Origin of the sequence: Streptomyces sp. NP-1717, assembly GCF_022695985.1 — a bacterium.
Classification (GTDB): domain Bacteria; phylum Actinomycetota; class Actinomycetes; order Streptomycetales; family Streptomycetaceae; genus Streptomyces.
In genome coordinates this window covers 1-26,546 of the sequence record NZ_JAAPBF010000022.1, presented here as the reverse complement: position 1 = coordinate 26,546, position 26,546 = coordinate 1, and the positions used below count along the sequence as shown (strand labels likewise).

Annotated in this window: 29 protein-coding genes and 2 pseudogenes; 13 read left to right on the top strand and 18 right to left on the bottom strand. The window is 69.1% G+C overall.

Going from position 1 to position 26,546, the window contains the following annotated elements:
* Positions 1-2: 2 nt before the first annotated feature.
* Entirely contained in the window at positions 3-791 is a 789-nt protein-coding gene (locus GXP76_RS07455) for a DUF4253 domain-containing protein (RefSeq protein WP_242570634.1), read from the bottom strand.
* 236 nt (positions 792-1,027) lie between these two features.
* Here GXP76_RS07455 and GXP76_RS07450 point away from each other — a divergent pair, with 236 nt between their 5' ends.
* Entirely contained in the window at positions 1,028-1,966 is a 939-nt protein-coding gene (locus GXP76_RS07450) for an STM4015 family protein (protein ID WP_308354103.1), read from the top strand.
* 48 nt (positions 1,967-2,014) lie between these two features.
* Positions 2,015-3,226 carry a hypothetical protein gene (locus GXP76_RS07445; protein WP_242570632.1) on the top strand — a complete coding sequence of 404 codons (1,212 nt, stop codon included), beginning with the start codon at positions 2,015-2,017 and terminating at the stop codon, positions 3,224-3,226.
* Positions 3,227-3,302: 76 nt separating this feature from the next.
* Here the strand turns inward: GXP76_RS07445 and argS are convergent, their stop codons facing one another.
* Positions 3,303-5,066 (bottom strand): arginine--tRNA ligase, encoded by a 1,764-nt coding sequence (gene argS, locus GXP76_RS07440; RefSeq protein WP_242570631.1) that lies wholly within the window; start codon positions 5,064-5,066, stop codon positions 3,303-3,305.
* Between the two features lie 149 nt (positions 5,067-5,215).
* Between argS and lysS the strand changes: the two genes are divergently transcribed.
* Together lysS and map are read left to right on the top strand one after the other, a co-directional pair.
* Positions 5,216-6,967: a lysine--tRNA ligase gene (gene lysS, locus GXP76_RS07435; protein ID WP_242570630.1), complete on the top strand. Its 1,752-nt coding sequence runs from the start codon at positions 5,216-5,218 to the stop codon at positions 6,965-6,967.
* A gap of 153 nt (positions 6,968-7,120) precedes the next feature.
* Positions 7,121-7,888, top strand: coding sequence for a type I methionyl aminopeptidase (gene map / locus GXP76_RS07430; protein ID WP_242570629.1), 768 nt, complete (start codon positions 7,121-7,123; stop codon positions 7,886-7,888).
* 15 nt (positions 7,889-7,903) lie between these two features.
* Here the strand turns inward: map and GXP76_RS07425 are convergent, their stop codons facing one another.
* On the bottom strand, positions 7,904-9,376 hold the full coding sequence (locus GXP76_RS07425) for a DUF2637 domain-containing protein (protein WP_242570628.1): 1,473 nt from the start codon (positions 9,374-9,376) through the stop codon (positions 7,904-7,906).
* A 584-nt stretch (positions 9,377-9,960) separates the two neighbouring features.
* On the opposite strand from GXP76_RS07425, the pseudogene GXP76_RS07420 reads away from it, so the two are divergent.
* From GXP76_RS07420 to GXP76_RS07415, 3 genes and pseudogenes are all read left to right on the top strand, one after another.
* Positions 9,961-10,283: pseudogene (locus tag GXP76_RS07420) on the top strand (IS5/IS1182 family transposase); the annotation flags it as partial.
* Between the two features lie 43 nt (positions 10,284-10,326).
* On the top strand, positions 10,327-10,437 hold the full coding sequence (locus GXP76_RS35545; protein WP_308354102.1) for an SHOCT domain-containing protein: 111 nt from the start codon (positions 10,327-10,329) through the stop codon (positions 10,435-10,437).
* A 46-nt stretch (positions 10,438-10,483) separates the two neighbouring features.
* Complete coding sequence (locus GXP76_RS07415; protein WP_242570627.1) at positions 10,484-11,038, top strand: carboxymuconolactone decarboxylase family protein; 555 nt, start codon at positions 10,484-10,486, stop codon at positions 11,036-11,038.
* Between the two features lie 14 nt (positions 11,039-11,052).
* Here the strand turns inward: GXP76_RS07415 and GXP76_RS07410 are convergent, their stop codons facing one another.
* From GXP76_RS07410 to GXP76_RS07380, 7 genes are all read right to left on the bottom strand, one after another.
* Complete coding sequence (locus GXP76_RS07410) at positions 11,053-11,895, bottom strand: IS5 family transposase (RefSeq protein ID WP_242570626.1); 843 nt, start codon at positions 11,893-11,895, stop codon at positions 11,053-11,055.
* Positions 11,896-12,998: 1,103 nt separating this feature from the next.
* The gene (locus GXP76_RS07405) at positions 12,999-14,138 is read right to left on the bottom strand and encodes a hypothetical protein (RefSeq protein WP_242570625.1); all 1,140 of its coding nucleotides are present in this window, start codon (positions 14,136-14,138) and stop codon (positions 12,999-13,001) included.
* Positions 14,135-15,025, bottom strand: coding sequence for an NAD(P)-binding domain-containing protein (locus tag GXP76_RS07400; protein ID WP_242570624.1), 891 nt, complete (start codon positions 15,023-15,025; stop codon positions 14,135-14,137). The genes GXP76_RS07405 and GXP76_RS07400 overlap by 4 nt, the downstream gene beginning before the upstream one ends.
* Before the next feature lie 11 nt (positions 15,026-15,036).
* Positions 15,037-16,245, bottom strand: coding sequence for a hypothetical protein (locus GXP76_RS07395; RefSeq protein ID WP_242570623.1), 1,209 nt, complete (start codon positions 16,243-16,245; stop codon positions 15,037-15,039).
* A gap of 333 nt (positions 16,246-16,578) precedes the next feature.
* Positions 16,579-16,758 carry a hypothetical protein gene (locus GXP76_RS07390; protein ID WP_242570622.1) on the bottom strand — a complete coding sequence of 60 codons (180 nt, stop codon included), beginning with the start codon at positions 16,756-16,758 and terminating at the stop codon, positions 16,579-16,581.
* 26 nt (positions 16,759-16,784) lie between these two features.
* Positions 16,785-16,928, bottom strand: a complete 144-nt coding sequence (locus GXP76_RS07385) for a hypothetical protein (protein WP_242570621.1) — start codon at positions 16,926-16,928, stop codon at positions 16,785-16,787.
* 847 nt (positions 16,929-17,775) lie between these two features.
* Positions 17,776-18,993: a helix-turn-helix domain-containing protein gene (locus GXP76_RS07380; protein ID WP_242570620.1), complete on the bottom strand. Its 1,218-nt coding sequence runs from the start codon at positions 18,991-18,993 to the stop codon at positions 17,776-17,778.
* A gap of 99 nt (positions 18,994-19,092) precedes the next feature.
* Between GXP76_RS07380 and GXP76_RS07375 the strand changes: the two genes are divergently transcribed.
* The 4 genes from GXP76_RS07375 to GXP76_RS07360 all read left to right on the top strand — a co-directional run bounded on the left by GXP76_RS07375 (position 19,093) and on the right by GXP76_RS07360 (position 20,676).
* Positions 19,093-19,764 carry an HAD family hydrolase gene (locus tag GXP76_RS07375; protein WP_242570619.1) on the top strand — a complete coding sequence of 224 codons (672 nt, stop codon included), beginning with the start codon at positions 19,093-19,095 and terminating at the stop codon, positions 19,762-19,764.
* A gap of 134 nt (positions 19,765-19,898) precedes the next feature.
* Positions 19,899-20,111 (top strand): hypothetical protein, encoded by a 213-nt coding sequence (locus tag GXP76_RS07370; RefSeq protein ID WP_242570618.1) that lies wholly within the window; start codon positions 19,899-19,901, stop codon positions 20,109-20,111.
* Between the two features lie 15 nt (positions 20,112-20,126).
* On the top strand, positions 20,127-20,342 hold the full coding sequence (locus GXP76_RS07365) for a LexA family transcriptional regulator (protein ID WP_242570617.1): 216 nt from the start codon (positions 20,127-20,129) through the stop codon (positions 20,340-20,342).
* Positions 20,343-20,391: 49 nt separating this feature from the next.
* Positions 20,392-20,676: a hypothetical protein gene (locus GXP76_RS07360; RefSeq protein ID WP_242570616.1), complete on the top strand. Its 285-nt coding sequence runs from the start codon at positions 20,392-20,394 to the stop codon at positions 20,674-20,676.
* A gap of 43 nt (positions 20,677-20,719) precedes the next feature.
* On the opposite strand, the gene GXP76_RS07355 is transcribed toward GXP76_RS07360, so the two are convergent.
* Genes GXP76_RS07355 through GXP76_RS07345 form a run of 3 tightly spaced genes read right to left on the bottom strand, consistent with a single transcriptional unit; the run spans position 20,720 to position 21,938 of the window.
* Complete coding sequence (locus GXP76_RS07355) at positions 20,720-21,010, bottom strand: hypothetical protein (protein ID WP_242570615.1); 291 nt, start codon at positions 21,008-21,010, stop codon at positions 20,720-20,722.
* On the bottom strand, positions 21,007-21,732 hold the full coding sequence (locus GXP76_RS07350; RefSeq protein ID WP_242570614.1) for an N-acetylmuramoyl-L-alanine amidase: 726 nt from the start codon (positions 21,730-21,732) through the stop codon (positions 21,007-21,009). Before GXP76_RS07350 ends, GXP76_RS07355 begins: the two co-directional genes overlap by 4 nt.
* Positions 21,732-21,938 carry a hypothetical protein gene (locus GXP76_RS07345; RefSeq protein WP_242570613.1) on the bottom strand — a complete coding sequence of 69 codons (207 nt, stop codon included), beginning with the start codon at positions 21,936-21,938 and terminating at the stop codon, positions 21,732-21,734. Before GXP76_RS07345 ends, GXP76_RS07350 begins: the two co-directional genes overlap by 1 nt.
* A 356-nt stretch (positions 21,939-22,294) precedes the next feature.
* On the opposite strand from GXP76_RS07345, the gene GXP76_RS07340 reads away from it, so the two are divergent.
* The gene (locus GXP76_RS07340; RefSeq protein WP_242570612.1) at positions 22,295-23,530 is read left to right on the top strand and encodes a pentapeptide repeat-containing protein; all 1,236 of its coding nucleotides are present in this window, start codon (positions 22,295-22,297) and stop codon (positions 23,528-23,530) included.
* A gap of 11 nt (positions 23,531-23,541) precedes the next feature.
* Here GXP76_RS07340 and GXP76_RS07335 read toward each other — a convergent pair whose 3' ends face one another.
* The 4 genes from GXP76_RS07335 to GXP76_RS07320 are packed head-to-tail and all read right to left on the bottom strand — an operon-like array spanning position 23,542 to position 24,638.
* The gene (locus GXP76_RS07335) at positions 23,542-23,982 is read right to left on the bottom strand and encodes a hypothetical protein (RefSeq protein ID WP_242570611.1); all 441 of its coding nucleotides are present in this window, start codon (positions 23,980-23,982) and stop codon (positions 23,542-23,544) included.
* Between the two features lie 50 nt (positions 23,983-24,032).
* The gene (locus tag GXP76_RS07330) at positions 24,033-24,251 is read right to left on the bottom strand and encodes a hypothetical protein (RefSeq protein WP_242570610.1); all 219 of its coding nucleotides are present in this window, start codon (positions 24,249-24,251) and stop codon (positions 24,033-24,035) included.
* Between the two features lie 10 nt (positions 24,252-24,261).
* Positions 24,262-24,423 carry a hypothetical protein gene (locus GXP76_RS07325; protein ID WP_242570609.1) on the bottom strand — a complete coding sequence of 54 codons (162 nt, stop codon included), beginning with the start codon at positions 24,421-24,423 and terminating at the stop codon, positions 24,262-24,264.
* Positions 24,423-24,638 (bottom strand): hypothetical protein, encoded by a 216-nt coding sequence (locus GXP76_RS07320; protein ID WP_242570608.1) that lies wholly within the window; start codon positions 24,636-24,638, stop codon positions 24,423-24,425. Before GXP76_RS07320 ends, GXP76_RS07325 begins: the two co-directional genes overlap by 1 nt.
* A gap of 125 nt (positions 24,639-24,763) precedes the next feature.
* Here GXP76_RS07320 and GXP76_RS07315 point away from each other — a divergent pair.
* A pseudogene (locus GXP76_RS07315) lies at positions 24,764-24,997 on the top strand (transposase); the annotation flags it as partial.
* An 87-nt stretch (positions 24,998-25,084) separates the two neighbouring features.
* Here the strand turns inward: GXP76_RS07315 and GXP76_RS07310 are convergent.
* Positions 25,085-26,302 carry a serine/threonine-protein kinase gene (locus GXP76_RS07310; RefSeq protein WP_242570607.1) on the bottom strand — a complete coding sequence of 406 codons (1,218 nt, stop codon included), beginning with the start codon at positions 26,300-26,302 and terminating at the stop codon, positions 25,085-25,087.
* Between the last annotated feature and the right edge of the window lie 244 nt (positions 26,303-26,546).

Genomic DNA, 26,546 nt, shown 5'->3' with positions numbered 1-26,546 from the left:
GGTCAGTCCCACCAGAACGTCCAGGCGGGCTGGTTCAGTACCTGGTGTGCGGCGTACGCGGGCAGCGTCGTGTGCCGGCCCTGGTGGATGTTGTCCGGGCAGAACGCGAAGTGCTCCGCCGCGACCGCCTCGGCCTCCGCCCGGGTCGTCGGCGGGGCGGCCACCGAGACCACCAGCTGGTCGAAGGTGAGCGCCACCACCCGTATCCCGAACCGGTCCTCCCACGACCGCAGCACCGCCGACAGCCGTGCCACGTCGTCCTCGTGGTTCACCGGGCCCGACCAGCCGATCGCCGCCGGGATGTCCGCGCTGCGGCGGGCGGGGACCAGGGCCACGCGCGCGCCCTGCATCCAGCTGCCGTCGTCGGTGAGGATGGAGGCGACCTCGGCCGCCTCCTTGTCGGGGTCGGCGGACTGCTCCTGCGGGGCCGCCGCCAGGCCCGGCCACTCCTCGTCCTCCGACAGACGCTCCCAGGACTCCGCGAGGATCTCCTCCGCGTCGTGGTCGCCCGGGTACGACACCGACTCCGGGCTCAGATCCCACTCCTCGGGCCACTCCTTGCGGTGACCGCCGTGGACGAGCAGCGGATGCAGCCCCGCCGTCCTGCGGGCGGGCAGCAGGTCCGCCCACGCCCGGGGGGCCGCCGGCTCGTCCGCGTACCAGAGGAGTGGTTCGTGCCAGGTCCCGTCCATGGTCGTGTCGACCAGCTTGCCGGGCGGCAGCTGGAGCCCCACCGACCGGCCCGAGGGGTCGGTGGCCAGGGCGGGCAGGGGGTTGGGGAGCGTCGCCATGCAGGAGACCCTAAAGGCCCGCACTGACAACGGAGTTCAGCTTGTGGAACTTCCCTTGTCCGGGCCCTTACGCGGCAGGTGAGGCCGGGGGCGCCCCGACGTACTTCGTGCTGCCGAGCGCCGCGATACGCGCCGGGAGGCAAGTGAGCAAGCGACAGCGCGAAGGGGCCGGACGCGGAAGGATGGCGAGGGCCAACTGGCGTACCAGAAGCCTCAGGAGCCCGATCTTGTCTCATGTGCACCATGTCGAGCGGTTCTACGGACTGCCCGCCTTCAACTTCCCGCCGTACGCCCACCCGGCCGATCTGCCACCCGCCGACGCGGTCGCCTGGCGGCTGCACCGTGAGCCGTACGACTCCGAGGAGAGCGCGGAGGCCTGCTGGAAGCGGTTCACCGAGTCCGTCGAGCTGGAGAAGGTACGGGCGATCGTCTTCGGCCAGCCTTGGTACGACGGCGACGGCGGGATGACGGACGAACCGCTCATCGAGCTGCGCGACCGGCTGACCGGGCTCGAAGCGCTCTTCCTCGGCGATCTGGAGGACGAGCAGGCGATGATCTCCACGATCGGCCACTGCGACGTCGCCCCGATCCTCCAGGCGTACCCCGGCCTCCGGGAGCTGGCCGTACGCGGAGGGGACGGCCTCGACTTCCCCGTCTCCGGCCACGAGCGACTGCGCGTGCTGCGCGTCGAGTCCGGCGGGCTGCCGCCGGTCGCGGCGCAGCACATCGCCGCCGCCCGGCTGCCCTCGCTGGAGCGCCTGGAGCTGTGGCTCGGCGACGAGAACTACGGCGGAGGCGTCACGGTCGAACAGCTCGCCCCGCTGCTCACGGGGGAGGGCAAGCCCGCGCTGCGCCACCTCGGACTCCAGAACAGCTTCATCCAGGACGAGTTGGCCGCCGCGCTCGCCTCCGCGCCGGTCGTGTCCCAGCTCACCTCGCTGAGCCTGTCGATGGGCACGCTCTCCGACGAGGGCGCGGCGGAACTGCTCCAGGGGCAGCCGCTCACCCACCTGCGGGAACTCGATCTCTCCTTCCACTTCATGAGCGACGAGATGATGCTGCGGATCTGGACGGCGCTGGAGCCGGCGGGGGTCCGGGTGGATCTGACCATGAAGCACGAACGCCAGGCGGACGAGTGGGACGAGGACGGCCGGTACATCGCGGCATCCGAGTAAGCACCCGTGCCACCCGCTCCCGTCCGACCGTCGAAAGGCCGCACCACCATGTCCCGCGCATCCGAACGCCATGCCCCTGAGTCCCAGGACCCGGACGACCTCCTGCTCGCCAGCCGCAACCTCAACGCCCGGTACCCGTGGCAGGATCCCGGCGAGCAGGTGGAGTACGGGCGCGTGCTCGACGCCGCCGCCCTGCTGAAGTGGAGTCCCGCCGCCGTCGTGTCCCGGCTTGACGCACTGGGGTACGCGGACATCCAGCGTCCCGAGGGCCCGCTGCCGGACGCTGTCGAGCCCGACGACGTCCCTCTGGTCAGGAGTGCGGGCGCGTGGAGCTACCGCGCTCCGTGGGTCGGTCTCGACAAGCCCGTGGCGCTGAAGCAGATCCTCGAATCGGCGGCTCTCACGGACCGCTCCCCGGCCGACGTCGCACGGCGTATGACCGCGTACGGCTACCGGGTGGGCACCGGCGCCCGGCCGCTGCCCGAGACCGCCGACCCGCGTGATGTCGGGCTCATCCGCACCGAGCGCAGAAGCTACGGGACGTGGCTCGACTGGGGGGAAGAGGTGTCGGCACCGCATGTGCTGGGCGTGGCGCTGGAGTTGTCGTGCAGCCCGTACGCCGCCGCGAAGCGGCTGATAGCGCTCGGCTTCCGGCTGCCCTACACGCCCGAACCGGAGGACGAGCGGTTGTTGAAGTACGCCGACACCCCCGGCGGCGGCTGGCTCGGCCGCTGGACGGCCCCGCCCGTCGGACACGTCCTCGCCGTCGCCCGCGACACGGGCCGCTCGCACGCGGACATCGTCGCCCGGCTGCGCGAACTGGGCTGCCAGCGGCCGGACGGGAACGTACCCGACACCCCGGAGGCGGACGACCTCGTCCTCCTCAGCGCGAACCTGGACGGCCGCGCGCCCTGGCTGTGGAAGAACAGCGTCGTCGGCGTCCAGCCGCGCCACATCCTGCGCGCCTCCCTCGTCACGGGCCGCACCCCCGCACAGGTCGCCGGGAGACTGGCCACGCTGGGCCACGGGCTCCACGAGAACGCGAACCTGCCCGCCGTCGCCACCGAGCCGGACATCCGCCTCCTTGACACGCTCACCCGCTCCCACCGGGACGACGTCCACCTGGAACACGTCCTGCGCTGCGCGACGCTGACGGGCCGCAGCCCGTCGGACGTAGCGACCCGCCTGAAGGAACTCGGCCACCGGCTGCCGGACAAGGTGACGTATCCGGAGGTGGTACCGGGGGTGCGCGCGGTGTAGCGCCCCGCCTGGTCACGCGTGGTGTCCTCGATCGCCGGCCGGGCTCATCGAGCCCGGCCGGCGATCGAGGGCGGGCCTACAGGCGTTCCGGGGTGCGGATGCCGAGCAGGGTCATGCCCTGGTGGAGGGTGCGGGCCGTGAGGTCGCAGAGGAAGAGGCGGTTCTCGGCGATCTCCTGCGGCGGGGCCGGCTTGATGACCGGGCACTTGTCGTAGAACGTCGTGAACAGCGACGCCAGTTGGTACAGGTACGCGGTCAGCTTGTGCGGCTCGTACGCGGAGGCCGCCTCGTCCAGGACCTGGCCGAACTGGTCCAGGTGCAGGCCCAGCTCCCGTTCCGCCGGGGCCAGTTCGAGTTCCGGGCGGGCCACGGGGGAGCGGTCGCCCGCTTTGCCGAAGATCGAGCGGGTGCGGGCGTAGGCGTACTGGATGTAGACGCTCGTGTCGCCGTGCAGCGACACCATCTGGTCCAGGTCGAACTTGTAGTCCCGCGCGGCGGAGGTCGACAGGTCGGCGTACTTCACCGCGCCGATGCCCACCTGCGTGGAGCGTTCGACGATCTCGTCCTCCGTGAGGTCCTTCGCCTTCTCCCGGACGACCGCCGCCGCGCGCTCCACGGCCTCGTCCAGCAGGTCCACCAGCCGCACCGTCTCGCCCTCACGGGTCTTGAACGGCTTGCCGTCCTTACCGAGGACGGTGCCGAAGGCGAGCTGGACCGCCTTGACGTCCTCGTTCAGCCAGCCGGCCCGGCGGGCGGTCTCGAAGACCATCTTGAAGTGCAGCGACTGGCGGGCGTCCACCACGTACAGCAGGGTGTCCGCCTTCAGGTTCCCCACCCGGTCGCGGATCGCCGAGAGGTCGGTGGCCGCGTATCCGTAACCGCCGTTGCTCTTCTTGACGATGAGCGGCGTCGGGTTGCCGTCCGGGCCCTTCACGTCGTCGAAGAAGACGCACAGCGCGCCGTCGGAGCGGACGGCGACGCCCGTCTCCTCAAGGATGCGGCAGGTCTCCTCAAGCATGTCGTTGTAGCCGGACTCGCCGACGACGTCCTCGTCGCGGATCTCCATGTCGAGCTTGTCGAAGACCGAGTGGAAGTAGATCTTCGACTCGTCCACGAAGCGCTGCCACTGGGCGAGGGTCTGCGCGTCACCGGCCTGGAGGGCCACGACGCGGTCGCGCGCGCGGGCCTTGAACTCCTCGTCGGAGTCGAAGACCGCGCGGGCGGACTTGTAGAGACGGCCCAGGTTCGACATCGCCTCCTCGCCGGAGACGCTCTCCGCGCGCTTGTGGTCCAACTCGTGCGGGTGCTCGGTCAGATACTGGATGAGCATGCCGAACTGCGTGCCCCAGTCGCCGATGTGGTGGCGCCTGATCACGTTCTCGCCGGTGAACTCCAGGATCTCGACCATCGCGGCGCCGATCACGGCGGAGCGCAGATGGCCGACGTGCATCTCCTTGGCGACGTTGGGCTGCGCGTAGTCGATGACCGTCGTGCCGGGGTCCGTGGCGCGCGGGACGCCGAGGCGGTCGTCGGCGGCGCGGGCCGCCAGCGTCTCGGTGATCGCCCGGTCCGTGACGGTGATGTTGAGGAAGCCGGGGCCCGAGACCTCGACCTCCTTGACGAGGTCGCCGGTGGCCAGCGCCTGGACGACCTTCGCCGCCAGCTCGCGCGGATTGCCCTTCAGCTTCTTGGCGAGGGCCAGCATCCCGTTGGCCTGGAAGTCCGCCCGGTCGCTACGTCGCAGCAGGGGGTCCGCGGGACCGGCCTCCGGCAGGGCTGCCGAGAGGGCGTCCGCGATGCGCTGATCGACGGTCGATGCGAGGGAAGTGACCGGGGCCATGGGCTGGGAGCCGTTCCTGTAGAAGGGGGTGTCGGTGACCCCATTCTCCCATGGGGCAACAAGTCGTTTTCGCATTGTCGTAAGGGCCTGGGACAATGGCCGTCGCCGCTATCACCGGCGTATTCGCAGGGCGTACGAGAAAGAAGGACGTGCCGACCGTGGCTCAGAGCACCGAGACCGACTGGGTCTCCCGTTTCGCGGACGATGTCATCGCCGAGTCGGAGCGGCGTGCGCCTGGCAAACCGGTCGTGGTCGCGTCCGGCATCTCCCCCTCGGGCCCCATCCACCTCGGCAATCTGCGCGAGGTCATGACACCGCACCTCGTCGCCGACGAGATCCGCCGGCGGGGGTACGAGGTCAGGCACCTCATCTCGTGGGACGACTACGACCGCTACCGCAAGGTGCCGGCCGGGGTCCCCGGGGTGGACACGTCCTGGGCCGAGCACATCGGCAAGCCCCTGACGTCGGTGCCCGCGCCGGCCGGGTCCCCGTACCCGAACTGGGCCGAGCACTTCAAGGCGCAGCTGATCGAGTCGCTGGTGGAGCTGGGTGTCGAGTACGACGGGATCAGCCAGACCGAGAAGTACCTGGCGGGGACCTACCGCGAGCAGATCCTGCACGCGATGCGGCACCGGGGCGAGATCGACGCGATCCTCGGGCGCTACCGGACGAAGGACAAGGCGGCGGGCCCGCAGAAGAAGGCTCCCCAGCAGCAGAAGAAGGTCGACGAGGCCGAGCTGGAGGCCGCCGAGGGGTCGGGCGCCGCCGACGAGGACGACGGCGCCGGTTCGGCCGGGTACTTCCCGTACAAGCCGTACTGCGGCAACGAGGGCTGCGGCAAGGACCTGACGACCGTCACGGCGTACGACGAGGCGACGACCGAGCTGACCTACGTCTGCCAGGCCTGCGGATTCGAGGAGACCGTACGGCTCTCCGAGTTCAACCGCGGCAAGCTGGTCTGGAAGGTCGACTGGCCGATGCGCTGGGCGTACGAGGGCGTGGTCTTCGAGCCGTCGGGTGTCGACCACTCGTCGCCCGGGTCGTCCTTCGTGGTCGGCGGGCAGATCGTGCGCGAGATCTTCGACGGCGTGCAGCCCATCGGGCCGATGTACGCCTTCGTCGGGATCTCCGGGATGGCGAAGATGTCGTCCTCCAAGGGAGGCGTCCCGATCCCGGCCGACGCGCTGCGGATCATGGAGGCACCTCTGCTGCGCTGGCTGTACGCGCGGCGCAGGCCCAACCAGTCCTTCAAGATCGCCTTCGACCAGGAGATCCAGCGGCTGTACGACGAGTGGGACGCCCTGGAGCGCAAGATCGCGGACGGGTCGGTGCAGGCGGCCGACGCGGCGGCGTACTCGCGGGCCACGCGTACGGCGGCCCGTGAGCTGCCGCGTACGCCGCGCGCGCTCCCGTACCGCACGCTGGCCTCCGTCGTGGACATCACGGCGGGCGCCGAGGACCAGACGCTGCGGATCCTCGGCGACCTGGACCCGGCCGATCCGCTGACCTCGCTGGACGAGGTGCGGCCCCGCCTGGACAGGGCGGAGAACTGGATCACCAGCCAGGTGCCGGCCGAGGCGCGGACGGTCGTCCGGGGCGAGCCCGACCGGGAGCTGCTGGACTCGCTGGACGAGCAGACGCGTGAGGCGCTGCGGCTGCTGCTGGCCGACCTGGACGCGCACTGGTCGCTGGACGGGCTCACGACGCTCGTCTACGGCGTGCCGAAGGTGCTGGCGGGGCTGGCGCCCGACGCGAAGCCGACGCCGGAACTGAAGGCCGCGCAGCGGTCGTTCTTCGCGGTGCTCTACCGGCTGCTGGTGAGCCGGGACACCGGCCCGCGGCTGCCGACGCTGCTGCTGGCGGTGGGGGCGGACCGGGTGCGGACGCTGCTGGGCGGCTGATACGTCCCGTTGCTGGTGAGGGCCCCTGTCCGGGTGATCGGACGGGGGCCTTCGCCGTGTCACCGCATCCGCCGCGCGCCTCTCCGGCCGCGCGGCTGTGATACTAATACCGGTATAAGTATTGGATGGCGGTACGGCGAGGAGTCACGGCACATGGTGGAGATCAAGACCGACGCGGCGCTGGAGAAGATGCGTGAAGCCGGACGCGTCGTGGGCCGGGCCCTCGCGGCCACCCGCGAATCGGCAGCCGTGGGCGTCAGCCTGCGCGACCTCGACCGGGCCGCCCGCACCGTGCTGGACAAGGCCGGGGCGCGCTCTCCGTTCCTGGGCTACCGGCCCTCCTTCGCGCCCACCCCGTTCCCGGCGGTGATCTGCGCCTCCGTCAACGACGCCCTCGTCCACGGCATCCCCGACGACTACCGCCTGCGCGACGGCGACCTCGTCAGCATCGACTGCGGAGCCGAACTCGACGGCTGGACCGGCGACGCCGCGATCAGCTTCGTCGTCGGCACCCCGCGCCCGGCCGACCTGGAACTCATCGCCGCCACCGAGCGGGCACTGGACGCGGGCATCGCCGCCGCCACCGTCGGCAACCGCATCGGCGACATCGCCCACGCCGTCAGCACCGTCGCCCGCGACGTCGACTGCGGCATGCCGACCGACTTCGGCGGCCACGGCATCGGACGGCGGATGCACGAGGACCCGCACGTCCCCAACTACGGGCGGTCCGGCCGCGGATTCCCCCTGCGGCACGGCCTCACACTCGCCATCGAACCCATGCTCATGGCCGGCGGGCGCAGCGAGTACCGCACCGACCCCGACGGGTGGACGCTGCGCACGATCGACGGCAGCCGCGCGGCGCACGTCGAACACACCATCGCGGTCACGGAGGACGGGCCGCGCGTCCTCACCCTGCCGTGACCGTCTGGGCCTGCGCTAGGCGATGTGCTCGGAGTCCTGGGCGTCCAGCTGCTCCTGGTACCGGCGCCTGAAGTCCTTCACGTACGCGCGAAGTGAACTCTCGCTCAACGGACCGCCGGTGCGGCCCGTCACGCCGTACAGGTCCTGCAGGTAGACCGCGAGCTGGCGGCCGTTGGGCATGTCCCCGCGCTCCTTGACGTACCGCTGGAAGGCGTTGAAGTACGCCTCTTCGCGAGGCACGCCTTCAGGGAGGGTGGCAGTGGGGGGTTCTTCCGGCTCGGGCTCGGGCTCGAAGTCGACCGCGGGTTGCGGGCCGAGAGGGCGGCGGGGCGGGAACTGCTGTGCCTGCTGGGTCTGTTGGGCCGTCTGCTGCTGAGGCTGCCGCTGCTCAGCCCGCGGCTGCTCGGTCTCGTACTGCTCCGCCTCGTACTGCTCGTACCGCTGCTGGGCCTGCTCGTACTGTTCGTAACTCTGCTGCTCGTACTGCTGCTGTTCGTACCGCTGCGGGTCGAAGTCGGGGTCGTACGACCCCTGGTACGGGCCCTCAGGCGCACGCGGCGCGGCGAACCAGGGGTTCTCCTGGGCGGCGGGGGCCCCCATGTCCTGCTGCTGGTTCTCCCTCGCCCACTGCTCCTCCTTCTGGAGCTGGATCCACTCCTCCTCCGTCAGCTCGCGCTCCTGCCGCGACTGGGGGAGTTCGGGCGCGCTCGCCTGCGCGGCGGCCTGCCCGCCCGCCTGCGCGGAGGCCGGTTCGATCGCGGTCGCCTGGGCCGGCGGGAGCAGGGCCGGTTCGATGCCCGCCGCCGCGAGACCGGCCGGGCCGGTGTCCGCCAGCGGAACGCCGTACTTCGCGAGCCGCAGCGGCATCATCGCCTCGATGGGCGCCTTGCGGCGCCAGTTGCGGCCGTAGCGCGCCTGGAGGCGGGCCTGGTAGATGAGCCGGTCCTGTTCGAGCTGGATGATGTCCTCGTAACTGCGGATCTCCCACAGCTTCATCCGGCGCCACAGCTTGAACGTCGGGACGGGCGACAGCAGCCAGCGGGTGAGGCGGACACCCTCCATGTGCTTGTCGGCCGTGATGTCCGCGATACGGCCGACCGCGTGGCGCGCCGCCTCGACGGAGACGACGAACAGGATCGGGATCACCGCGTGCATGCCCACGCCGAGCGGGTCCGGCCAGGCGGCGGCGCCGTTGAAGGCGATCGTCGCGGCGGTGAGCAGCCAGGCGGTCTGGCGCAGGAGCGGGAACGGGATCCGCATCCAGGTCAGCAGCAGGTCGAGCGCGAGCAGGACGCAGATGCCCGCGTCGATACCGATCGGGAAGACGATCGAGAACTGCCCGAAGCCCTTCTTCTCGGCGAGGTCGCGCACGGCGGAGTACGACCCCGCGAAACCGATCGCGGCGATGAGAACCGCACCGGCGACGACCGTGCCCATCAAGCAGCGCTGCGTCCGGGTCAGTTGGAGCCGCCGCTTCTCGGATGCCATCCGGGGGCGCCGGGGCCGCGGGGGTTGGTCACGGGTCACCTCTGTTCCTTCGTCCGACTGGCCGCTCAGGCAACACCGCCCACCGGCTCCAGGGTCGGGGGCTGCCATTACAGCGTGACCGGTCATGCCGGCAGCGCCTTAGCGGAGCGCGCCAGGGTTTGGAAGTGGTCTCCGGGATAGGAGTACGGGTGGTCCTCGCCGAGCGAGGCAAGCTCGACCGCTCGGCGCCGCTCGCCGATCACTCCGAGTTCCATCGTGAACTCTGCAAGGGCATAAGGGCGGACGAGCCTGACATCTTCACCGTCAAGCGGTGTGAAGAGCTCACGAACGTGCTTGGGGGCCGGAGTCGGCCAAGGGCTGTTCCACGGGCTCACATGGACGGGTTCACACGTCGGCAGGACGGTCGTTCTTTGTGCCGCCCTCGGGCCGGCAGCACCAGGCGGAGCACCCACAGCAGGGCACGGACGATAAGGTCACGCATAAGAGCTCGCGCAGATAGGCGGTGCGGGGTGCTCCGACAGCAAGGCGGGCACAGGCCTCGGTGATCATGGAGTTGCGACGCTCTGTGATCGCTGAGGGGACCTGTGCCCGTCCTGCCATCATGGCTGACCGAACCGCTCTGGGACCAATTCGCGGCGCTGCTGCCGCAGCGCCCGGCCTTCGATCCGACGCACCCACTGGGGTGCCACCGCCGCCGCGTCAGCGATCGGAGGCGCCCGGAGGCGGCGAGGCCGCCGGGCGCTCACCGGTCGACTGCGGCAAACAGGGCCTGAAGCGCTCGGGCATGACAGATGGTTACGGAATCCCCCTCGGCAGGGTCCTGGCCGGAGCAAACCGCCACGACTCCCCGCTGCTCGCCCCCACCCTGGACCTGCTGCACGACCTCGGGCCGCTGCCCGACGCAGTAGCCCGCCGTCGCCACCGCAGCGGCTGTTCCCGCCGAGGACCGGATCTCCAGGCTTACCGCCCTGGCGGAGCTGAGGAAGCAAGGGGCGCTGTCGGAAGCGGAGTTCGAGGCGAAGAAGGCCCGCGTCCTCGCAAGGTCCCTGAGGCCGCCGTGACCGGAGACGGGCGCGTCGTCCGGTACCCGCCGGGCGGAGACACCGCATGAGCGATCGCACCGCCGACCAAGGTCGAGCCTCACGCGATCGCCAGGATTTCGATCGTGCGACGGCGGGGTGGCTGCGCTTCCGGGGTTGCGATGCACCGTCAAACGCCGTGCGGGTGCAGAATCACGGTATGACCGAGCACAGCCCTGACTACATCCGCTCCCTAAACAACGCCGAGCGGATCCTCGGCTTCAGCCTGGCGCCGTTCGTCGACCCCCGGCCGTCTGAGCCGGCCAACGCCTACGACTTCACCCGGATCGCGACCGAGCACGCCTTCAACGACGCCTGGCCCCGCACCGATCACCTCGACCTGCGTACCCGCGCGCTGGTCTCCGTCACCATCACGGCGAGCCTGGGCATCTTGGAGCCGCTCCGCGGCCAGCTGCGGATCGCCCTGTACAACGGCGTGACCAAGGAGGAGATCGTCGAAGCCTTCATCCAGATGGCCGTCTACGCGGGCGTCGCCCGCGCGTTCGACAGCTATTCCGTGGCGCGCGAGGTCTTCGCCGAGTATGACGAGGCGCGGGGCGCGGCCGCGACCGACGATGATTAAGAGCAGGTGTGTATTCATGGGTGCCGGTTCGGGCGGTCGTCCCAGCGGTGGGTGGTCCAGGCGCGGCGGATCAGGCTACGGACGGTGATGATCGTGTCCGCAAGGTCGAAGAAGGCGTCGATGACCGTGGCCCGACGTTCGTAGCAGCGGGCAAGGCGTTGGAAGGCGTTCTGCCAGGCGTGCGTGCGCTCGAGGTGCCAGCGCTGGCTTGCCTGGATCGGCGCCTTCTTGCCCTTGCGGGCGATGCGGCCGTGCAGTTTGCGGGCCGCCAGTTCGGCGCGGGTCTTGTCCGAGGCGTAGCCGGCGTCCAGGTGGACGGTGATGTCGTCGGGCAGCGGCCCGAGGTCGTGCAGCAGGTCCAGGGTGGGGGCGAGCATCGGGGAGTCGTGGCGGTTTGCTCCGGCCAGGACCCTGCCGAGGGGGATTCCGTAACCATCTGTCATGCCCGAGCGCGTCAGGCCCTGTTTGCCGCAGTCGACCGGTGAGCGCCCGGCGGCCTCGCCGCCTCCGGGCGCCTTGGTGATGGAGCCGTCGATCGCGATCTGGTCGAGCACGAGTCCGACGATCCGGTCGTAGGACTGGAGCGCGATCTGAGTGAACTGGGCGAAGACGCCCAGCCGGATCCACTCGTCACGGCGGTTGCGGATGGTCGTGGCCGAGCAGGTTGTGTCGGCAATCGCCTGGTAGGAGCAGCCGAACCGGAGCAGCTGCAGCAGCTTGTCGAACACGATCCGATCGCTGACGCGGCGGCGGTGGCACCCCAGTGGGTGCGTCGGATCGAAGGCCGGGCGCTGCGGCAGCAGCGCCGCGAATTGGTCCCAGAGCGGTTCGGTCAGCCATGATGGCAGGACGGGCACAGGTCCCCTCAGCGATCACAGAGCGTCGCAACTCCATGATCACCGAGGCCTGTGCCCGCCTTGCTGTCGGAGCACCCCGCACCGCCTATCTGCGCAAGCTCTAAGACAGACACCGCAACACCACTGGTACCGAGCATCCCTTGCCCGGACGACGCGTCAGCGGGAGGTAGGGAACAAACGTCGACGTGAGGTTCCGCAGGGTGCGACGGACTTGGTGGTGAAGTTCGTCGCAGGCACCGCCGTCGACGCGGCCGCTACCGTCACCCCGTGGATGGCGCAGGGCCTGCATGCGGCGCTGCTCCCCGACACGGCCAGCCCCTGGAAAAGCTCACTGCCGAACTCGCTCTCCTCTGAACGACCGACCTGGAGCACCGGCCACGCCCCCGCTAGGACGGGCACACCATCCCGGCGCGGCGGGGGCGTCCCATGCCCTAGAGGCCCTCGGAGCGCCCGGTACCGGACGGACCGCGACCGGCTCCGTTGCCGCCCGCAGCTGGCGATGCGCGGATCCAGCCCCCAGCCCCGGGCCGTACCGCTGAACCTGGGTGTGGCACATCGAGGTTCACACGTCCTCCCTCTCCAGCGCCCCGGTCAATCCGCTCAGGACCCCACCGATAGCAAACCCTTCAGGTAAGCCAAATGGATCAAGGTGGGTCAGTGAGTCGACCGGGATCTGGACGTATGACGCTGGGTCTGCGGGGCCGGGGGAGGATCGAGAGGCCCGTCGTCCGGAACTTCGGCATTGCGGCGGTTGTGCGCGTTCACCAGAGTTTCCAGGCGCCGCACACAGGGCGCGCAGCAGAAGAACCCGGCATCGCCGACCTCTGGGCTCTGCACGGGACCGAGCCACAGCACCAGCACGTGGTCGTCCTCACAGCGCCAGCACAGCCCGATGACCCAATTCCGGTCCACGACGCCTACCCCTTGAAGATGCCGGCGCACAACGCGGCCAGCAGACCACAGAGCATCATCACGTACACGATCTGGCGGACTCGTTCACTCACCGGGGTTCCTCGCGACAGCGCGCGGACCTGGTGGCCCGCGCGGGGTGGTACCCGCGCCCCGGCCCCGCGACAAGGTCAGCGGACCCGGGGGCTGGTCGGTCAGCGCGCCGTGTCGGCGATCTTGCTCAGCAGGGCGGCGCTGGCGGGGATGTCGTGGTTGAGCCGGACCGCCTGGTGCGGGAGTCCGGCGAGACGCAGCGCCACCTCCGTACGGACGCTGTCCCGGCCGCCGCCGTCGACGCCTTGGGCCAGCTCGAAGACGTCCGGGTAGCGGTCCTCTGTGGCGCCGGACATGAAGTCCGCCTCTCCGAGCGCGCGTGCTCCGTCGATGATGTCGGGCGCCGCGTCGGGATCGACCTGGGGGAACAGCAGGGCGGCGGCCCGTCCTCCGGTGGCGAGAGGAACGCCGAAGAGTGCCGGGAACTGGTCCGGGAACACCTGGACCTTCCGCTCCTTCCCCTTGCCGTCCCACTGCGGTTCGTGACTGCCGTCCAAGAGCGCTGCGGTTACGGACGGGTGCTGTGTGGGGTGGAAGGTGCCACCCGCCCGCAGGTGGCCCCGGGCGACGGTGTCCCAGCCGAGGGCATGAAGGAGGCCGAGGCCGATCGCTGCGGCGGACGGCCAGGGCAGGGCCTCGACACCGCGCTCCCCGACGGGGCGGACGAGGACCCTGTCGTTCGCGAGGAGCTGCCAGCCGTGCGAGGCGAGCAGCAGGGCCGTGGTGGTCTTGCCCGCGCCCTTGTCGCCGAAGGTGAGGACCGTCGCACCGTCGGCCTCGCGCACAACGGCGGAGGCGTGGAGGACAGCCCAGCCGTCACGGAGGAGTTGGCCACGGATCGATTCGCGGGCGAGGCGCGCGGCGGCCAGGGCGAGGGGCATGGAGTCAATGCCGGCGAGGGTGAGGCGGCCGGTGGACGGGGTGCTCCGGTAGGCGATGTTCTCGTCCGGCGACGCCGCGATGATGTCCTCACCGTCGCGCGCCACGAGCATCGGGTGCTTCGCGTAGTCCACCGTGTCGATGGGTCGGCCGTCCTGGACGAGGAGGCTGATCTCCTCGTAGGCGGCCTTGTCGACGTTCGCGAGGACGACGGCCTCGGCGACACATACGTCGGCCGCGGCGATGGTGGTGGCGTTCCACCAGGGGCCGAAGTACCGCAGGGCCCAGTGCGTGACCTCGGTGTCGTTGCTCATGACGTTGACGGCGGCCGTGGCGGCGCCGAGTCGGGTGGCACTGATCATGGGGCGATCCTCTCGGTGTGTGCGGGAATGCGGGTGTAGGCGTCACGGAGGCTGGTGGCGGCGGCGTCCAGACATCGCCGCTCGGTGCCGGTGAGGTGAGGCAGGCACGCTACGGCCCGTCCGCCCGTGAAGCGCATGGGAATTCCGAGCCAGACGTCTTGGTACGGCACGGACAGTTCCTCGATGCCGTCGGCCAGACCGAGGCTCTTGCGGAGCGTGGAGAGCACCGCACCGGCGGGTCCGCAGCGGGTACGGCCGGTGCCGGTACGGATCAGTGCCGGCCGCTGCTGGAGTTCGTCCAGGACCGCCTTGATCGGGACGTGAACAGGCTTGCCGTTGACGGCTGTTGACGAGGCGCAGATGACGGCGCGGTCGCCGTGCTCTCCGATCACATGGCCGTGCACGAGATCCGGAAGGACGTGGGCGCGTCGGGCCATCAGCAGTCGGTACCGGGTGGAGTCGAGATTCGATCCGATCCCGAAGACCCTGTTGCAGCCGGACACTTCGGCGAAGCGGCGGGCCATGAGGTCCACGGGGTCGGTGACGACCAGGACGGTGCGGCCGAAGCCGCGTAACTCCTGGGCCAGCGTGCCGATCGCGGGAGCGTTGGCGAGAGCACCCCCGCGCCGGATGTCCTGTTCGGCGGTGTTCGTGAACGACGTCCGCAGAGCGATGACGACCGCGTCGCACCCGTGAAGGTCATCCACTTCGCCGGGCTCGACCACGGTGCGGGAGCGGGCGGCGTGCGCGAGGTCCTGGAGGTCGGCGGTCAGTGCGCGTACCTGGTCCGGCTGCCGGGACACGACCAGGAGTCGTCCGGGCAGAGCGGCGGCGACGAGGCCGGCGGCGAGGGTCTGCCCGATGGCGCCCGCACCGACAACCCCCACGACGGCGCCGGTCACCATTTTCTGCCCGTGGTGTGCTCGACCTCGGAGAAAACCAGGTCCAGCAGCCGCGGCCCGGCCATCGACCCGGTGAGGAGGCCGCTCACCCTGTGTACGATCCCCGCGACCGTATGGGCCTGCGCGACGAGCGCCTGCTGATGGGGCGCCAGAGCAAGCCCGTGCGGTGCGCTGAGGCAGGTACTCAGGATGCTCACCGTGTCCATGAGCCACAGCACCAGGACCTCGCGCAGCCAGTCCGCACGGTCGAGCGCCGGCACCGCCGACACCTGGCGGGAGAGCGCGGAAGCGATCCCCCGCACCATCTGCTGTCCGGCCTCCCGGTCAGGGTGGCCGATCGCGAGCAGCAGGGACCGGCCGATCAGCTTCGCGATATCCGGCTGCGGGCCACCTGCCCAGTGCACGGCCGGGTCGATGAAGTGCAGACGCGGACCGTCGACGTAGACGTGCTCCGGCTTCAGATCCCCGTACACCGCGACTCTCCGACCGGGCGAGATCGCCCCTCCCATCCGAATCAGCCGCCACACCGTGTGCTGCACCAACTCCACCACGTCCTCACGCGCATACTCCGGAAGCCCGCTGTCCCGACCGAGCGACCTCAGATAGACGCTGGCGCTCAGGCCGTTGAACTTGCGGCGGAACACACCTGAGACCGACCGTTCGTCGATCGGCCGGGCCCCGCCCAAGAGCCGTACGCCCGCAAGCCCGTGGAGATCTCCGAGAGCGGCGAGGGCCGCGTCGAGGAGATCACCGGTCTCCCACGGACGGGCCGTCAGCTCATCGGCCAACGTCGTCCCCGGCACCAGGCGGGTCAGCAGAACACCTTGATGGAGGGCGACTGTCTCGCACACACGGGGGCGCCCGAGTTCGCGGAGCAGTTCCAGATTCCGGGCCTCGCGCGCGGTGACGAGATCGGTGCTGCGCAGATACGCCTCCTGGGCCTGACGCACGTCCTTCCAGGTCCCTCCCGCCCCTCGAAGGACGGACACCAGGGACATGCCCAGCCAGCTGTATTTCGCGATCAGCGTTTCGCCGTCCACTGTGATCCGGCAGACGTAGGACGTGACGCTCGGGCACGGCGTGCCCAGGACGACTCGCTTGTTCGGCCACAGGTCTTTGACCGCGCGGGAGATAGCCCGCCGGGTCACGTTGTGCAGTCGCGCCGGGTTCGCCGGCGCTGTGCGCTCGCTTGTCGTGAGGGTCACGACCGCCTCCTAGTAGGCGAGTTGGAGCCCGTCCGGCTGCCGACCGTCCCCGCCGAGGGGGCCAGCCGGACGGGCTTCTGATCCGGCTCCGCCCGACCGCGCCGCTGCCCTTCCTGCATTAGCGCGACGGACGGAGCCGGGGCTATGGGGCACGCCGCCGCACGAGGCCGGCGTGGTGAGGGTGAGAGCGCAACTCCGCGTTGCACTCCTCTACCGTCGGCACGCCGCCCAGGCGGCGGGCGTCCTCGCGCTGCCCGGCCAGCGCGGCGCACACGTCGCACCCCTCGACGGCCACGGGCTCAAGAACCGCGGCGCTGGGACCTTCTATCGCCCTCATGCCAGCCGCCGCAGACAGGTTTCAACGTGCTCCAGCAACGGCCGGTCGACGGGGGCGTACACGCGAGGTACGTACTCCGGTACGAGCCGCCAGAAGCCACCCCTGTGGATGGTCTCTTCGAGTTTCACCAGTCCCTCGTCCGGGGCCGGCTGCGCTGATGCTGTGGGTGCGGCCATGGGGGCGCCTTTCGACAGCTAGGTCGCTAGATCTGGGTGAGGTCGTGGACGGCCGCGAGAAGAAGCAGCAGACCGACCACGGCGAGGAAGCCGAAGCAGCTCGGTATCGACAGCACGTAGAGACAGCCCTTGCCGTCGCCCAGGGGCGGCGGGGCAGTCGGCGGACTCACGGGCCTCGGGGGTGGCGCTGAACTAACGGGGGTGGGGGGCCTCATGCCATCAACTCAGTTGCTTCGGCGCCCAACTTGGGGCGGCTCCGCCCCAAGCTCGGGCGGAGTGTCCGCGTACGGATTGCCCGGGGCCGGCGTCACGCGGAAGAACGCGGTGGTGATTCCTCGGAAGCCGCGGTGAGACGGTTTACCTCCGGTGTGGTTGAGCGCCCACTCCTCGGGACTCGCCCGCTCCTCAGACACCTCTGAGGACTCGCCGCAAGTCGTGCACTCGATCTCGTGCACCGGGCCGGACGCGCCGGGCTGGGTGTCGACGCCGAGTGTCCAGTTGGCGCGCTTTATGACCTTGCTCAACGGGGCTCCTCTTCAAGGGCGATGCTCAGTCCGGGGAGCACGTTGGACAACGCCGCGCGAAGTGCTCCCGAGCACGTCACGCTGATGCCGCCTCGAGGCGGCACGAGCCAGTAGGTGCCGGGGGGGGCGGCAGCGCTCATGGGGCGGAAGCTCCAGGTCCGTCGTCAGACTCAGAGGCCCGTCGGCGGGCATCGGCGGCCACGTAGCCGTGGCGCCAGCCTGGACGAAGAAGAAGACGCCGCGCACGTCAGGGTCTACCGCGACCGTGCCCGGTCGGTTGAGCCGGTCCAGGGCTTGGAGACCGTAGAACCTGCCGACCCGGAGCACTTCCCAGGTCGGGAGCACTAACGCCCTGCGTTGCCTCGAACGTCCGCGCGGCGGCTCTGTCATCACGTAGGGCTCCTCGTAGACCACTGCTGTGCGCAGGAAGTTACGACGAGCGCGCGATGCCGACCCGAACTGAGAGTTCGGGTGAACTGACAGTTCCGGGCGGCTAAGGGGCGATCCCCAGGCGCTCGGCCAACTTGGCCACCTGGGGCTGGAAGGTAGGACGTACACGGTGGAGAAGGCCCGTCACCATGTCTGTCGCGACAGTGCTTCGCGCCATGTCCTCAGCGCTCAGCTTCTCCAAGTCGAGCAGGTGGACGAGGACGGCGGGGTCATCACGCCGTTGGTCGTAGCAGCGGGCCAATTCCAGGGTAAAAGTGAACTGGCGTTCCCTGCTGGGGAGTTGGGAGATGTTCACGTCGTCGGCCAGGCGTAGACCCTCCGCGCTGTGGCCGGCGAGCATCTCGATAGTCAGGGCGTGCAGTCCGATGTTCGTGGGGCCGAAAACGGTCCACATCGTGTTGGACTCGCCAGCCTTCTTCCCGAGCGGCTCCGCCTTGTTGACCAGGCGTTGGCGAGCGTCCCACCACTGCCTTTGCTGGGCCTCCGCGACGACACGCACCAGTTCGAGCGCCCCCTGGATGGCGGCCTTCTCCGTGCTTTCGGGGACCGAGTGAAGTTCTCCGATCGCTACGCCGGCGACTTCGTCCGCTTCCTGCGCACCGCCGTCCTGGGACAACAAGCAGTGGCCCAAGTTCCAGTGCGCGGCCGCAATTCGGATGGGATCGTCCGCATCCTCCGCCGCTCGACGGGCACGGTCCGCGACCATGAGCGACAGATCCAGACGGCCGGACCGGCGGCAGTACGAGCGCATGAGCCCGTAGAAGTCAGCTGCCACGCGGAGCACGTCACGCCGAGCCGATTCGTCGCTCGATGAGCGGTAGGCCCGGACGGAGTGCTCCACGTCGGCGATGAGCGCGGGGAGTGCTTCCTCGATCTCGGTGAAGCGCTGGTCGCTCTTCTGCCAAGTCCTCCATGCTTCTTCAACCCGCTCCCGGAGCGGCACGGGCCCCACTGGTGGTCCCACCGCGCGGGTCGATCTGTACCCCAGCAGGGCGCCAGCCACGTCCGGTGCGGTCGTCAGCGTCACGGGCGCCTTGGCGGGCGGTTCATCTCCGAGGAGAGCCGACACGGGCACTTGGAGCTCGGCGGCGATCCTGGTCAACACTCCGGAGGACGGGGAGCGCTTCCCGTTCTCGATCATCGAGAAGTACCGCTCGGTGACACCACAGAGTCCAGCCACGGCAGCCATCGACCTGTTGCCGTTCTTGCGCCGGTAATGCCGGATACGCGCCCCAACGAGCACCTTTGGGTTCTCGGCCATCAGCCCTCCCGATTACGACAGAGTAGGACGGACCGCTCCACCATGGGGGCCTTCCGCAACATGGTGGATATTGTGATCAATTCTGGGGAGGGGCGACACATGCCTCTGGTCTTGTGGGACATCGACCACACGCTCATCGACACGCGCGGCGTGGGGCGCGAGCTGTCCGCTGCGGCATTCGCGGAGGTGACGCGTCAGCCCATGCGAGAGCAGGCCACTATCGACGGGATCACCGAGGCCGTGATCTTTCGGGAGACTGCGAAACTGCACGGGCTCACAACAGACCGGGGCGACTTCGAACGATTCGCCCACGCGCTGGCTCAGCAGCATGTAGCGCACGCGGGGGAGCTGAGAGAGCGGGGCTCGGCGCTCATCGGTGCTGCTGCGGCCCTCGACGCCCTCGCTGTCGCGAACGTCCGGCAGACCGTGGTGACAGGCAACGTCCGCGCTGTCGCAGAGATCAAGTTGAACGTCTTCGGCCTGGACACCCACATCGAATGGGATGTCGGCGCGTACGGAGAGGACGCGGACCTCCGACCCGCTCTCGTCGACCTCGCGCTTGCCCGCTCGTCCATCGCGGCCGGGGAGACGGTACTGATCGGCGACACCCTGGCGGACGTCGAAGGCGGGCTGGAGAGCGGTGTCTGTGTCATTGCTGTCGCGACAGGCCGGAGCTCCTCCGCCGAGCTGCGCGAGGCAGGCGCTCATCACGTTCTTGATGACCTCACCGACACCGCCCGCCTCGTTGAAATCATCACGGCTGAGGCATAGCCCGTGACTCTGTCCGGACGTCGCCCGTGCAGATCAGCGACGTGAGCGCGGACGGCGTCCGGACAGGAAGGCCGGTGGCGTCGGACACGGCGCCCGACGTGACAAGTTATTCGAACACGCGATCTAATGCTGGAATGGACGCGACGCCTTTCCCTGACGACCTCGTACAGACCCAACGCGACTGGACCGCCACCTACCAGGCGCTCGCCGCACCGCACCCCGCCGACAACACCGCGCTGCGCCGACGGCTCCTCCGGCTCTCCGTGCGCCTCTGGTGGGACCCGCGCCTGCACTCCCGCCCTGCCCGCGCGCACTGCACTGCGCGCCAGGACTCGCAGATCGAGTAGCACGGCTGGCCCAGGGTGATATCCGAGCCCACCGAGCGCCAGGTCCAGATCCTCCGCGCGGTGAGGAGCTGGATCGCGGACCACGGCGAAGGGCCGTCGGTCCGGGAGATCGCTGATCTGGTTGGGCTGTCCAGTACCGGCTCAGTCGCCTACCAGCTCGCCCGCATGGAGGCGCTGGGAATGATCAGCCGCACCGACCGGCGTTGGAGATCAATCCGCCTCGGCAACTGAAAGCGTCCAGGCCGTTACGGTGAGTCACCGTCTGCCGTACGGTTGCCATATGCCCTCCCTCTCCAGGCCCTACGGCCAGCTGCTGCGCCCGACGCAGGCTGAGGTGAACGCCGCGATCCGCCGACTCGTGGACGAGTCCGCCGGCGGCCAGCAGGGCGAGGAGCGCGACCAGGAGCAGCGCGCCGAGACGTACTGGCGACTCCTGATCCTGTGGGCGGAAGCCACACGCCCGGAGACCCTCATGACGGCCGTCCGCCTTCCCGGACACAGCGTCTCGGACATCAGGACGCGGGTCCGGACACGCTGTCCCCGCACCCACCGGCCGCTGCGCTGACCAGCGCGGACACTGTCCGGACGCAGTGTCCGGACAGTGTTCGTCAGTTGCTGATGAAGAGAGCGATCATGGCGACGGCCAGCGCGCCGACAGCGAGCAGCGAGCCGATCTGTGCCAGCGGCCACCGGCCCCGCTTCAGCTCATCGACCTCCTGCTGGAGGGCCCGGACCGACTCCTCGGTGTCCGCTCGGAGCTGCTTCACGTCCGCGTCCGTACGTGCGGTCCGCTCGACGAGCACGCCGAGCGCGCCCTTGATCTCGGCGAGACCGGTACCGATCTCCCCGCGAAGCTGAGCCAGCTCGACCGCGACGAGCCCCGACTCCCCAGCGGTCATCCGCCCGCCCGCCCCTGCGCGAACAGCTCCGCGAACGCCGCCCGCAGCGCCTGCACATCGCTGACCAACTGGGCCGAGTTCTCTGCCGACCGGCGAGCGTGCCCGTACGTCGACCCGAGCGCGGTGTTGACGGTGATCTTCCCGTCCTGAAGGCCCTCGTCCTTCGGCCAGGTCGTCGGGACCCACGCCGGGAGCTTGACCGCGTCAGTCAGGTTCATGTCCGTCTCCTCAGTTCCTCGCGCGGCGGCGATGATCGCCGGCCGCTGCGCCTTGATCGGGTTGCCTGGACAGTCGGGGTGCGACCCCCACGCCTTACCGCCCATGCCGTGCCAGCCGATACCGCGCTCGGCCGGCGTATCGGCAAGCTGGAGCTTCACGCCCTCGGTCTCGTGCATCCACCGGATCACGCGCGCGGTCGCCACGAGCTGAGGAGAAGTCAGCGCATCGCCGCCCCGACCCTCGTGCTCGATCGACAGCCACAACGCGTTCGCGCCCGAGGGGTGCCACGACCGGTCACCCGTATCCACCCACTGGAAGATCCGCCCGTCTCTGCCGACTCCGAAGTGGCTGGACGCCCGCGAATCCGGGTTCCGAAACCACGAGTCGGTGCCGTCGAGCGTCCCTTCCATGATGTGGAGCAGCACACTGTGAACGGCCGTCTGACCGCCCCGGGTGAAGTTCCTCGGGATCAGACGGCGCGTCACACCCAGCATCAGCGCCATCAGACACGCTCCGGCAAGTGCCACGAACCGCCCAGGCGCGTCTCCGCGTCGCTGTGGACGCTCCCGCCGGCCTGGAGCGGGTGGAAGAACTGCCCGGTGGGGTGGAGCACGGCGAGCCCCACGCGGCCGGGATCGTCCGGGTCGACCTCGGTGACGACCGCCGCGCGGCATGCCGACGGGAACTGCTGGGACCCGTCGGTGCGCACGGGGGTGCCGTGGCTGACGTAGTGGACTGTCCGGCCCACTGTCGGCCGCGGGTGTGTGCTTAATGCCATGGCGATCAACTCCGATGCGGAGGACGTCAGCCCGGCCCACAACCAGCGGCAGGGAGTATAGGCAGCTGGCGCTGTTCACGAGAACGTCCGGAGGTTTGAGCACAGCTTGGAACAGCTCACTCAAGGATGAGGTGGGCGGCTGATGCGGCCCAGTCAGGGGACAGACCGTAGAGTCCGAAGCCGCGCGGTTCACCTTCTGGTCCACGCCGAAGCCAGCATGCAGGCCGAACCACCGCACTCAGTGAACTGGTTGCAACCACTGTTCTCGGCGACTTGTCTCTATCGTCATGACAGCCAATCGACAGACTCCGGCCGCCCCGAATGAGCGAGAGCTTCGGTTATCGAGGATCGGCCGGGCGCTGACCTTCTCCTTCGGTGCCGCGGTGCTGGTCGCGGGTGGCGTTTTCGGCGGCTTGTGGGTCTTGCTCGACGTCGAGGAGATTGGCGCCACAGCCAAGCTCGACGCGAAGACGCTCTTCGACCTGGTGAAACTCTCCTTCGGCGTGGTCGCCGGGTCCGGCGCCCTCGTCGCCCTCGTCGTCGCCTATCGCCGCCAGCGTGTCGATGAGGCCGGCGCCCATCGCGAGGCCACCCGGCTTCACACCGAACGCTTCACTCAGGCCGTCGAGCAACTCGGTTCCGAATCACCCGCCGTCCGGCTCGGCGGCGTCCACGCCCTGGCAGGCCTCGCCGACGACGCCCCCGACAACAACCTCCGCCAGACCTGCGTCGACGTCCTGTGCGCCTACCTCCAACTCCCCTTCACCCCCGACCCCGGTAACGACCCGACCCACCAGGAGGAACACCACCGCTACCTTGCCTTCCGCAAGGTCCGGCACACGATCCTGCGCCTCATCGGCGACCACTACCGACGCCCTCAGGGAACCCACCGCTCCTGGCAAGGCTGCGACCTCGACCTCACCGGCGTCACCATCGACGGCAATATGAACTTCATCCGCGCGACGTTTTCCGGCGGCACGGTGGACTTCAGCGGTGCGGTGTTCTCCGGCGGCACGGTGAGCTTCAGCGGTGCGACGTTTTCCGGCGGCAGGGTGAGCTTCAGCGGTGCGACGTTTTCCGGCGGCACGGTGGACTTCATCCGCGCGACGTTTTCCGGCGGCACTGTGGGCTTCAGCGGTGCGGTGTTCTCCGGCGGCACGGTGGACTTCAACCGTGCGACGTTTTCCGGCGGCACGGTGGGCTTCAGCGGTGCGGTGTTCTCCGGCGGCGTCATGCTCTTCAAGCTCGCGGAGTTCTCCGACGGCGCCGTGGACTTCAGCCGCGCTGTGTTTTCCGGCAGCATGGTGGACTTCCGCCGCGTGACGTTCTCCGGCGGCAAGGTGTATTTGGGCGCAGAGTTTTCCGGCGGCACGCTGCACTTCTACGGCGCGATTTTCTCCGGCGGCATGGTGGACTTTCGTAGTGGGATGGGTCCGGTTCCCGCTGGGCTTCTCACAGTCCTAGGTACTCCTGTTCCTTCGACGGTCATCCTTGCTTCCGCTTGGCGGCCCACACTCCCGTAGCACTGGCGAGTTCAGCTGAAGAGTTCAACGATCACCATGCCGTTGCCCCCGACCGTTCCGACGTTGGCATCCCCCAGGGAGAACGCCCCGCTGGCTCCACCGCCGTAGCCGCGACTCGTACCGCCCACTCCGGTTGTGCTGCGCCCCCAGCCGCCGAACCCCAGCATCGAATCGCCTTCCGCACCGGACAAGCCGGACGCTCCGCTCAGCCGGATCGACCCCTCGCCGGCCCCTCCGCCCTGAACGAACTGCCCTGTCCCAGCGACGGGGCCCGAGACGCCGTTCGTAACAGCCAGGCTCGTGCCTGACGTCATGTTCGCTGTGCCGGGGCCGCCGCCGTTGGCCATCACCACCCCGCCGAAACTGGAGTCTCCCCCGGCCGTACCGGGGTCGTTCCCGACCCCGCCAACGCCGCCCGCCCCAACAGACTCGACGGCGCCCAGCTCGTCCACCTCGAGCAGGCTCTCGGAGTACCCTCCACCGGCCGCACCGGGACGGCTGATCAGCTCTCCGGTGTCGGCTCGGCCCCGCCACTGCCTCCGCCGGCTGCCTGCACCCGCACGCGAACCCGCGCGAGCCAGGGATAGTCGGCCTTCCTGAACTGATTGGCGCCCACCGTGAAGTACACGATGTCGCGCAAGCCCATCGTGCCCGGGTTCAGGCACAGTTCGCCGTCCGTGCTGACGTTGAAGTAGTCGCCGCAGGCACACACGCTGGCCACAGAGGTCTCCTCATGGCAAAGGGTGTGCCCGGCCCACAACCAGCGGCGACCCGATTCTAGGGTTGTCCTCCGCGTACCTCTCCGCCTCGTCGCGGTCGCTGAACGACTTCAGCGCCTTGCCGTCGCGGACGACGTCGAGCCGCGTGAACAACTCGGCGGACTCCGTGAGCATCAGCTCGGCAGCACGCGGGCCGCCACCCGGAGCTGGGCGGGATCTGTGCCCTGCAAGTCGTCCAGGTCGACGCCGCTGTTCTGGTGCTTGTTCCGCAGCTCCGCGTAGGCGTCCATGAAGTCGTCGCCCATGACCTCAGGCTGGAACAGCAGCTCGGTTCCGCCGACGTCGGCAACGTGGGGTTTGGTGTTGATCGCGAATGTCTTGGTGGCCACGGCTGTGCCCTTGTCTCCCGCGCGGCCGCCCGGCCCAAAACCAGCGGCGTGCACGGCAGAGTAACCGCGCCGCACAGGTGAACAAACGGAGTGCCCGGCCTAGCGGTGTCTTCAAATGATCTCGTGTGGTGGATCATGGTCGGGTGATACGTCGTCATGAACTGTCGGATGTCGAGTGGGAGTTCGTCCGGCCGCTGCCTGAGTCGTTGCGGGGCAGGAAACGGTTGGACGACCACACGGTGCTCAACGGGATCGTGTTGAAGTTCCGCACCGGGACCGCTTGGCGTGACGTGCCCGAGCGGTACGGCCCGTGGGCCACGCTGCATACCCGCTTCCGCCGGTGGGCACTGGACGGCACGTTCGAGCGGATACTCAAGGCCGCGCAGGCGAGAGCGGACGCGGCCGAGGCCTCGGTGTGGCTGAAGCTCGGTGGCGATGTGCGCCACCTACCACAGCAGCACCGTGTTCCACACTGTCCAGATCGCGGCCAGCGAGAGGAAGACGGGAAGGAAAAGTCCTCCCGCGATCCGAAAGGGCGGTTTGCCAGGGTAGTTCCATCGGTAGAACGTTGCGGCCAGACCGAAGAGCACTGCGACGAGAGCAGCAGCGCCTAAGCTGATGGGATAGGCACCCTCCCAGCCTCCCTCGATGATGAACATGAAGCATCCGAATGCGATCAGGCTGATCCCGGCCAGAAGGAACCAACTTCCCGAGATCAGACGCCCGATACGCGCGATGCTGGTCACGGACACAGCCACTGATGCTGTAGGAAGAGGAGGCATGGCCGGTGCTCTGCCTGCGGGTGGGGGCCGGGATGCCGACGCCGTGATCGTGAGTGTGCTGCCGGAGAGTGCGGCGAGGGCGGCGTTCACGCTCGGTCGGTCTTCAGGGTTCTTGTCCAGAAGGGCGTCAATGAGCGGGGCAAGGCCGAGATCAGCGTGGCGCATCGGCGGCGGCGGTTCGGAGATGACGGCGGTGAGGGTGCCTGCGGGAGAGTCCCGGCGGAACGGGGAAATACCCTCTACCGCTTCGTACAAGGTGACTCCGAGCGAGAACAGGTCGCCGGCAGCTTGATCCTGAAGACCCTTCAAGCGTTCAGGGGCCATGTACTCGGCTGAGCCGATGATCCCTCCTGTGGTGGTGAGGCGGGTGTCCGTCTCGTGCACAGCGATACCGAAGTCGGTGAGAAGCGTCTCGCCGTCGTCGGTGAGCATAACGTTCGCGGGTTTCAGGTCACGGTGAACGATCCCGGCTGCGTGGGCGGCCTGCAGCCCTTTCAGCAGGGCAACAGCCGTCTTGGTGACGAGCGGCGCAAGCAACCGTCCGTCCGTGCTCAGCTGCTTCTCCAGCGAGTTCCCGTCGACCAGGCTCATCACGATCCAGGGCGCGCCATCCTCCATCACTACATCGTGGACCGCGACGACATGCGGATGGTCACGCAAGCGGGCCGCGTTACGGGCTTCGCGTGCCGCGCGGACCATTCGTTCATGACGGTCAGCGTCTGAGCCCGCCTGTTGGGGCAGCCGCACCTCCTTGACCGCGACATGAACGTCCAGAGCGATGTCGTGCGCCTTCCACACCCGTCCGAACCCGCCGACGCCGAGCTCTCCGACAAGCAAGTAGCGTCCACCGACGATCCGCTCTGGCTGCATGCGCTCCACCACTTCCCCACGCTCCCCTCAGCTCGCCGCCGGTGATGGCAGGGATCAGAGCGTACTCAGCCGCCGCTCAGGGGGCTAGGCAGTGTCTTCAAAGAAGCGCCGTCCGCCCGCAGAGCGGGCCTGCGGCGGCTGGTGCAGTGCATCGCAAGGTGAAGGATCGTTCTCGTACTGGGGTACTTGGATGACTCCCACAACGTGGCGAGGCCGTGCCAGGCGTCGCGGGCCAGGCGGGACTTTGAAGACACGA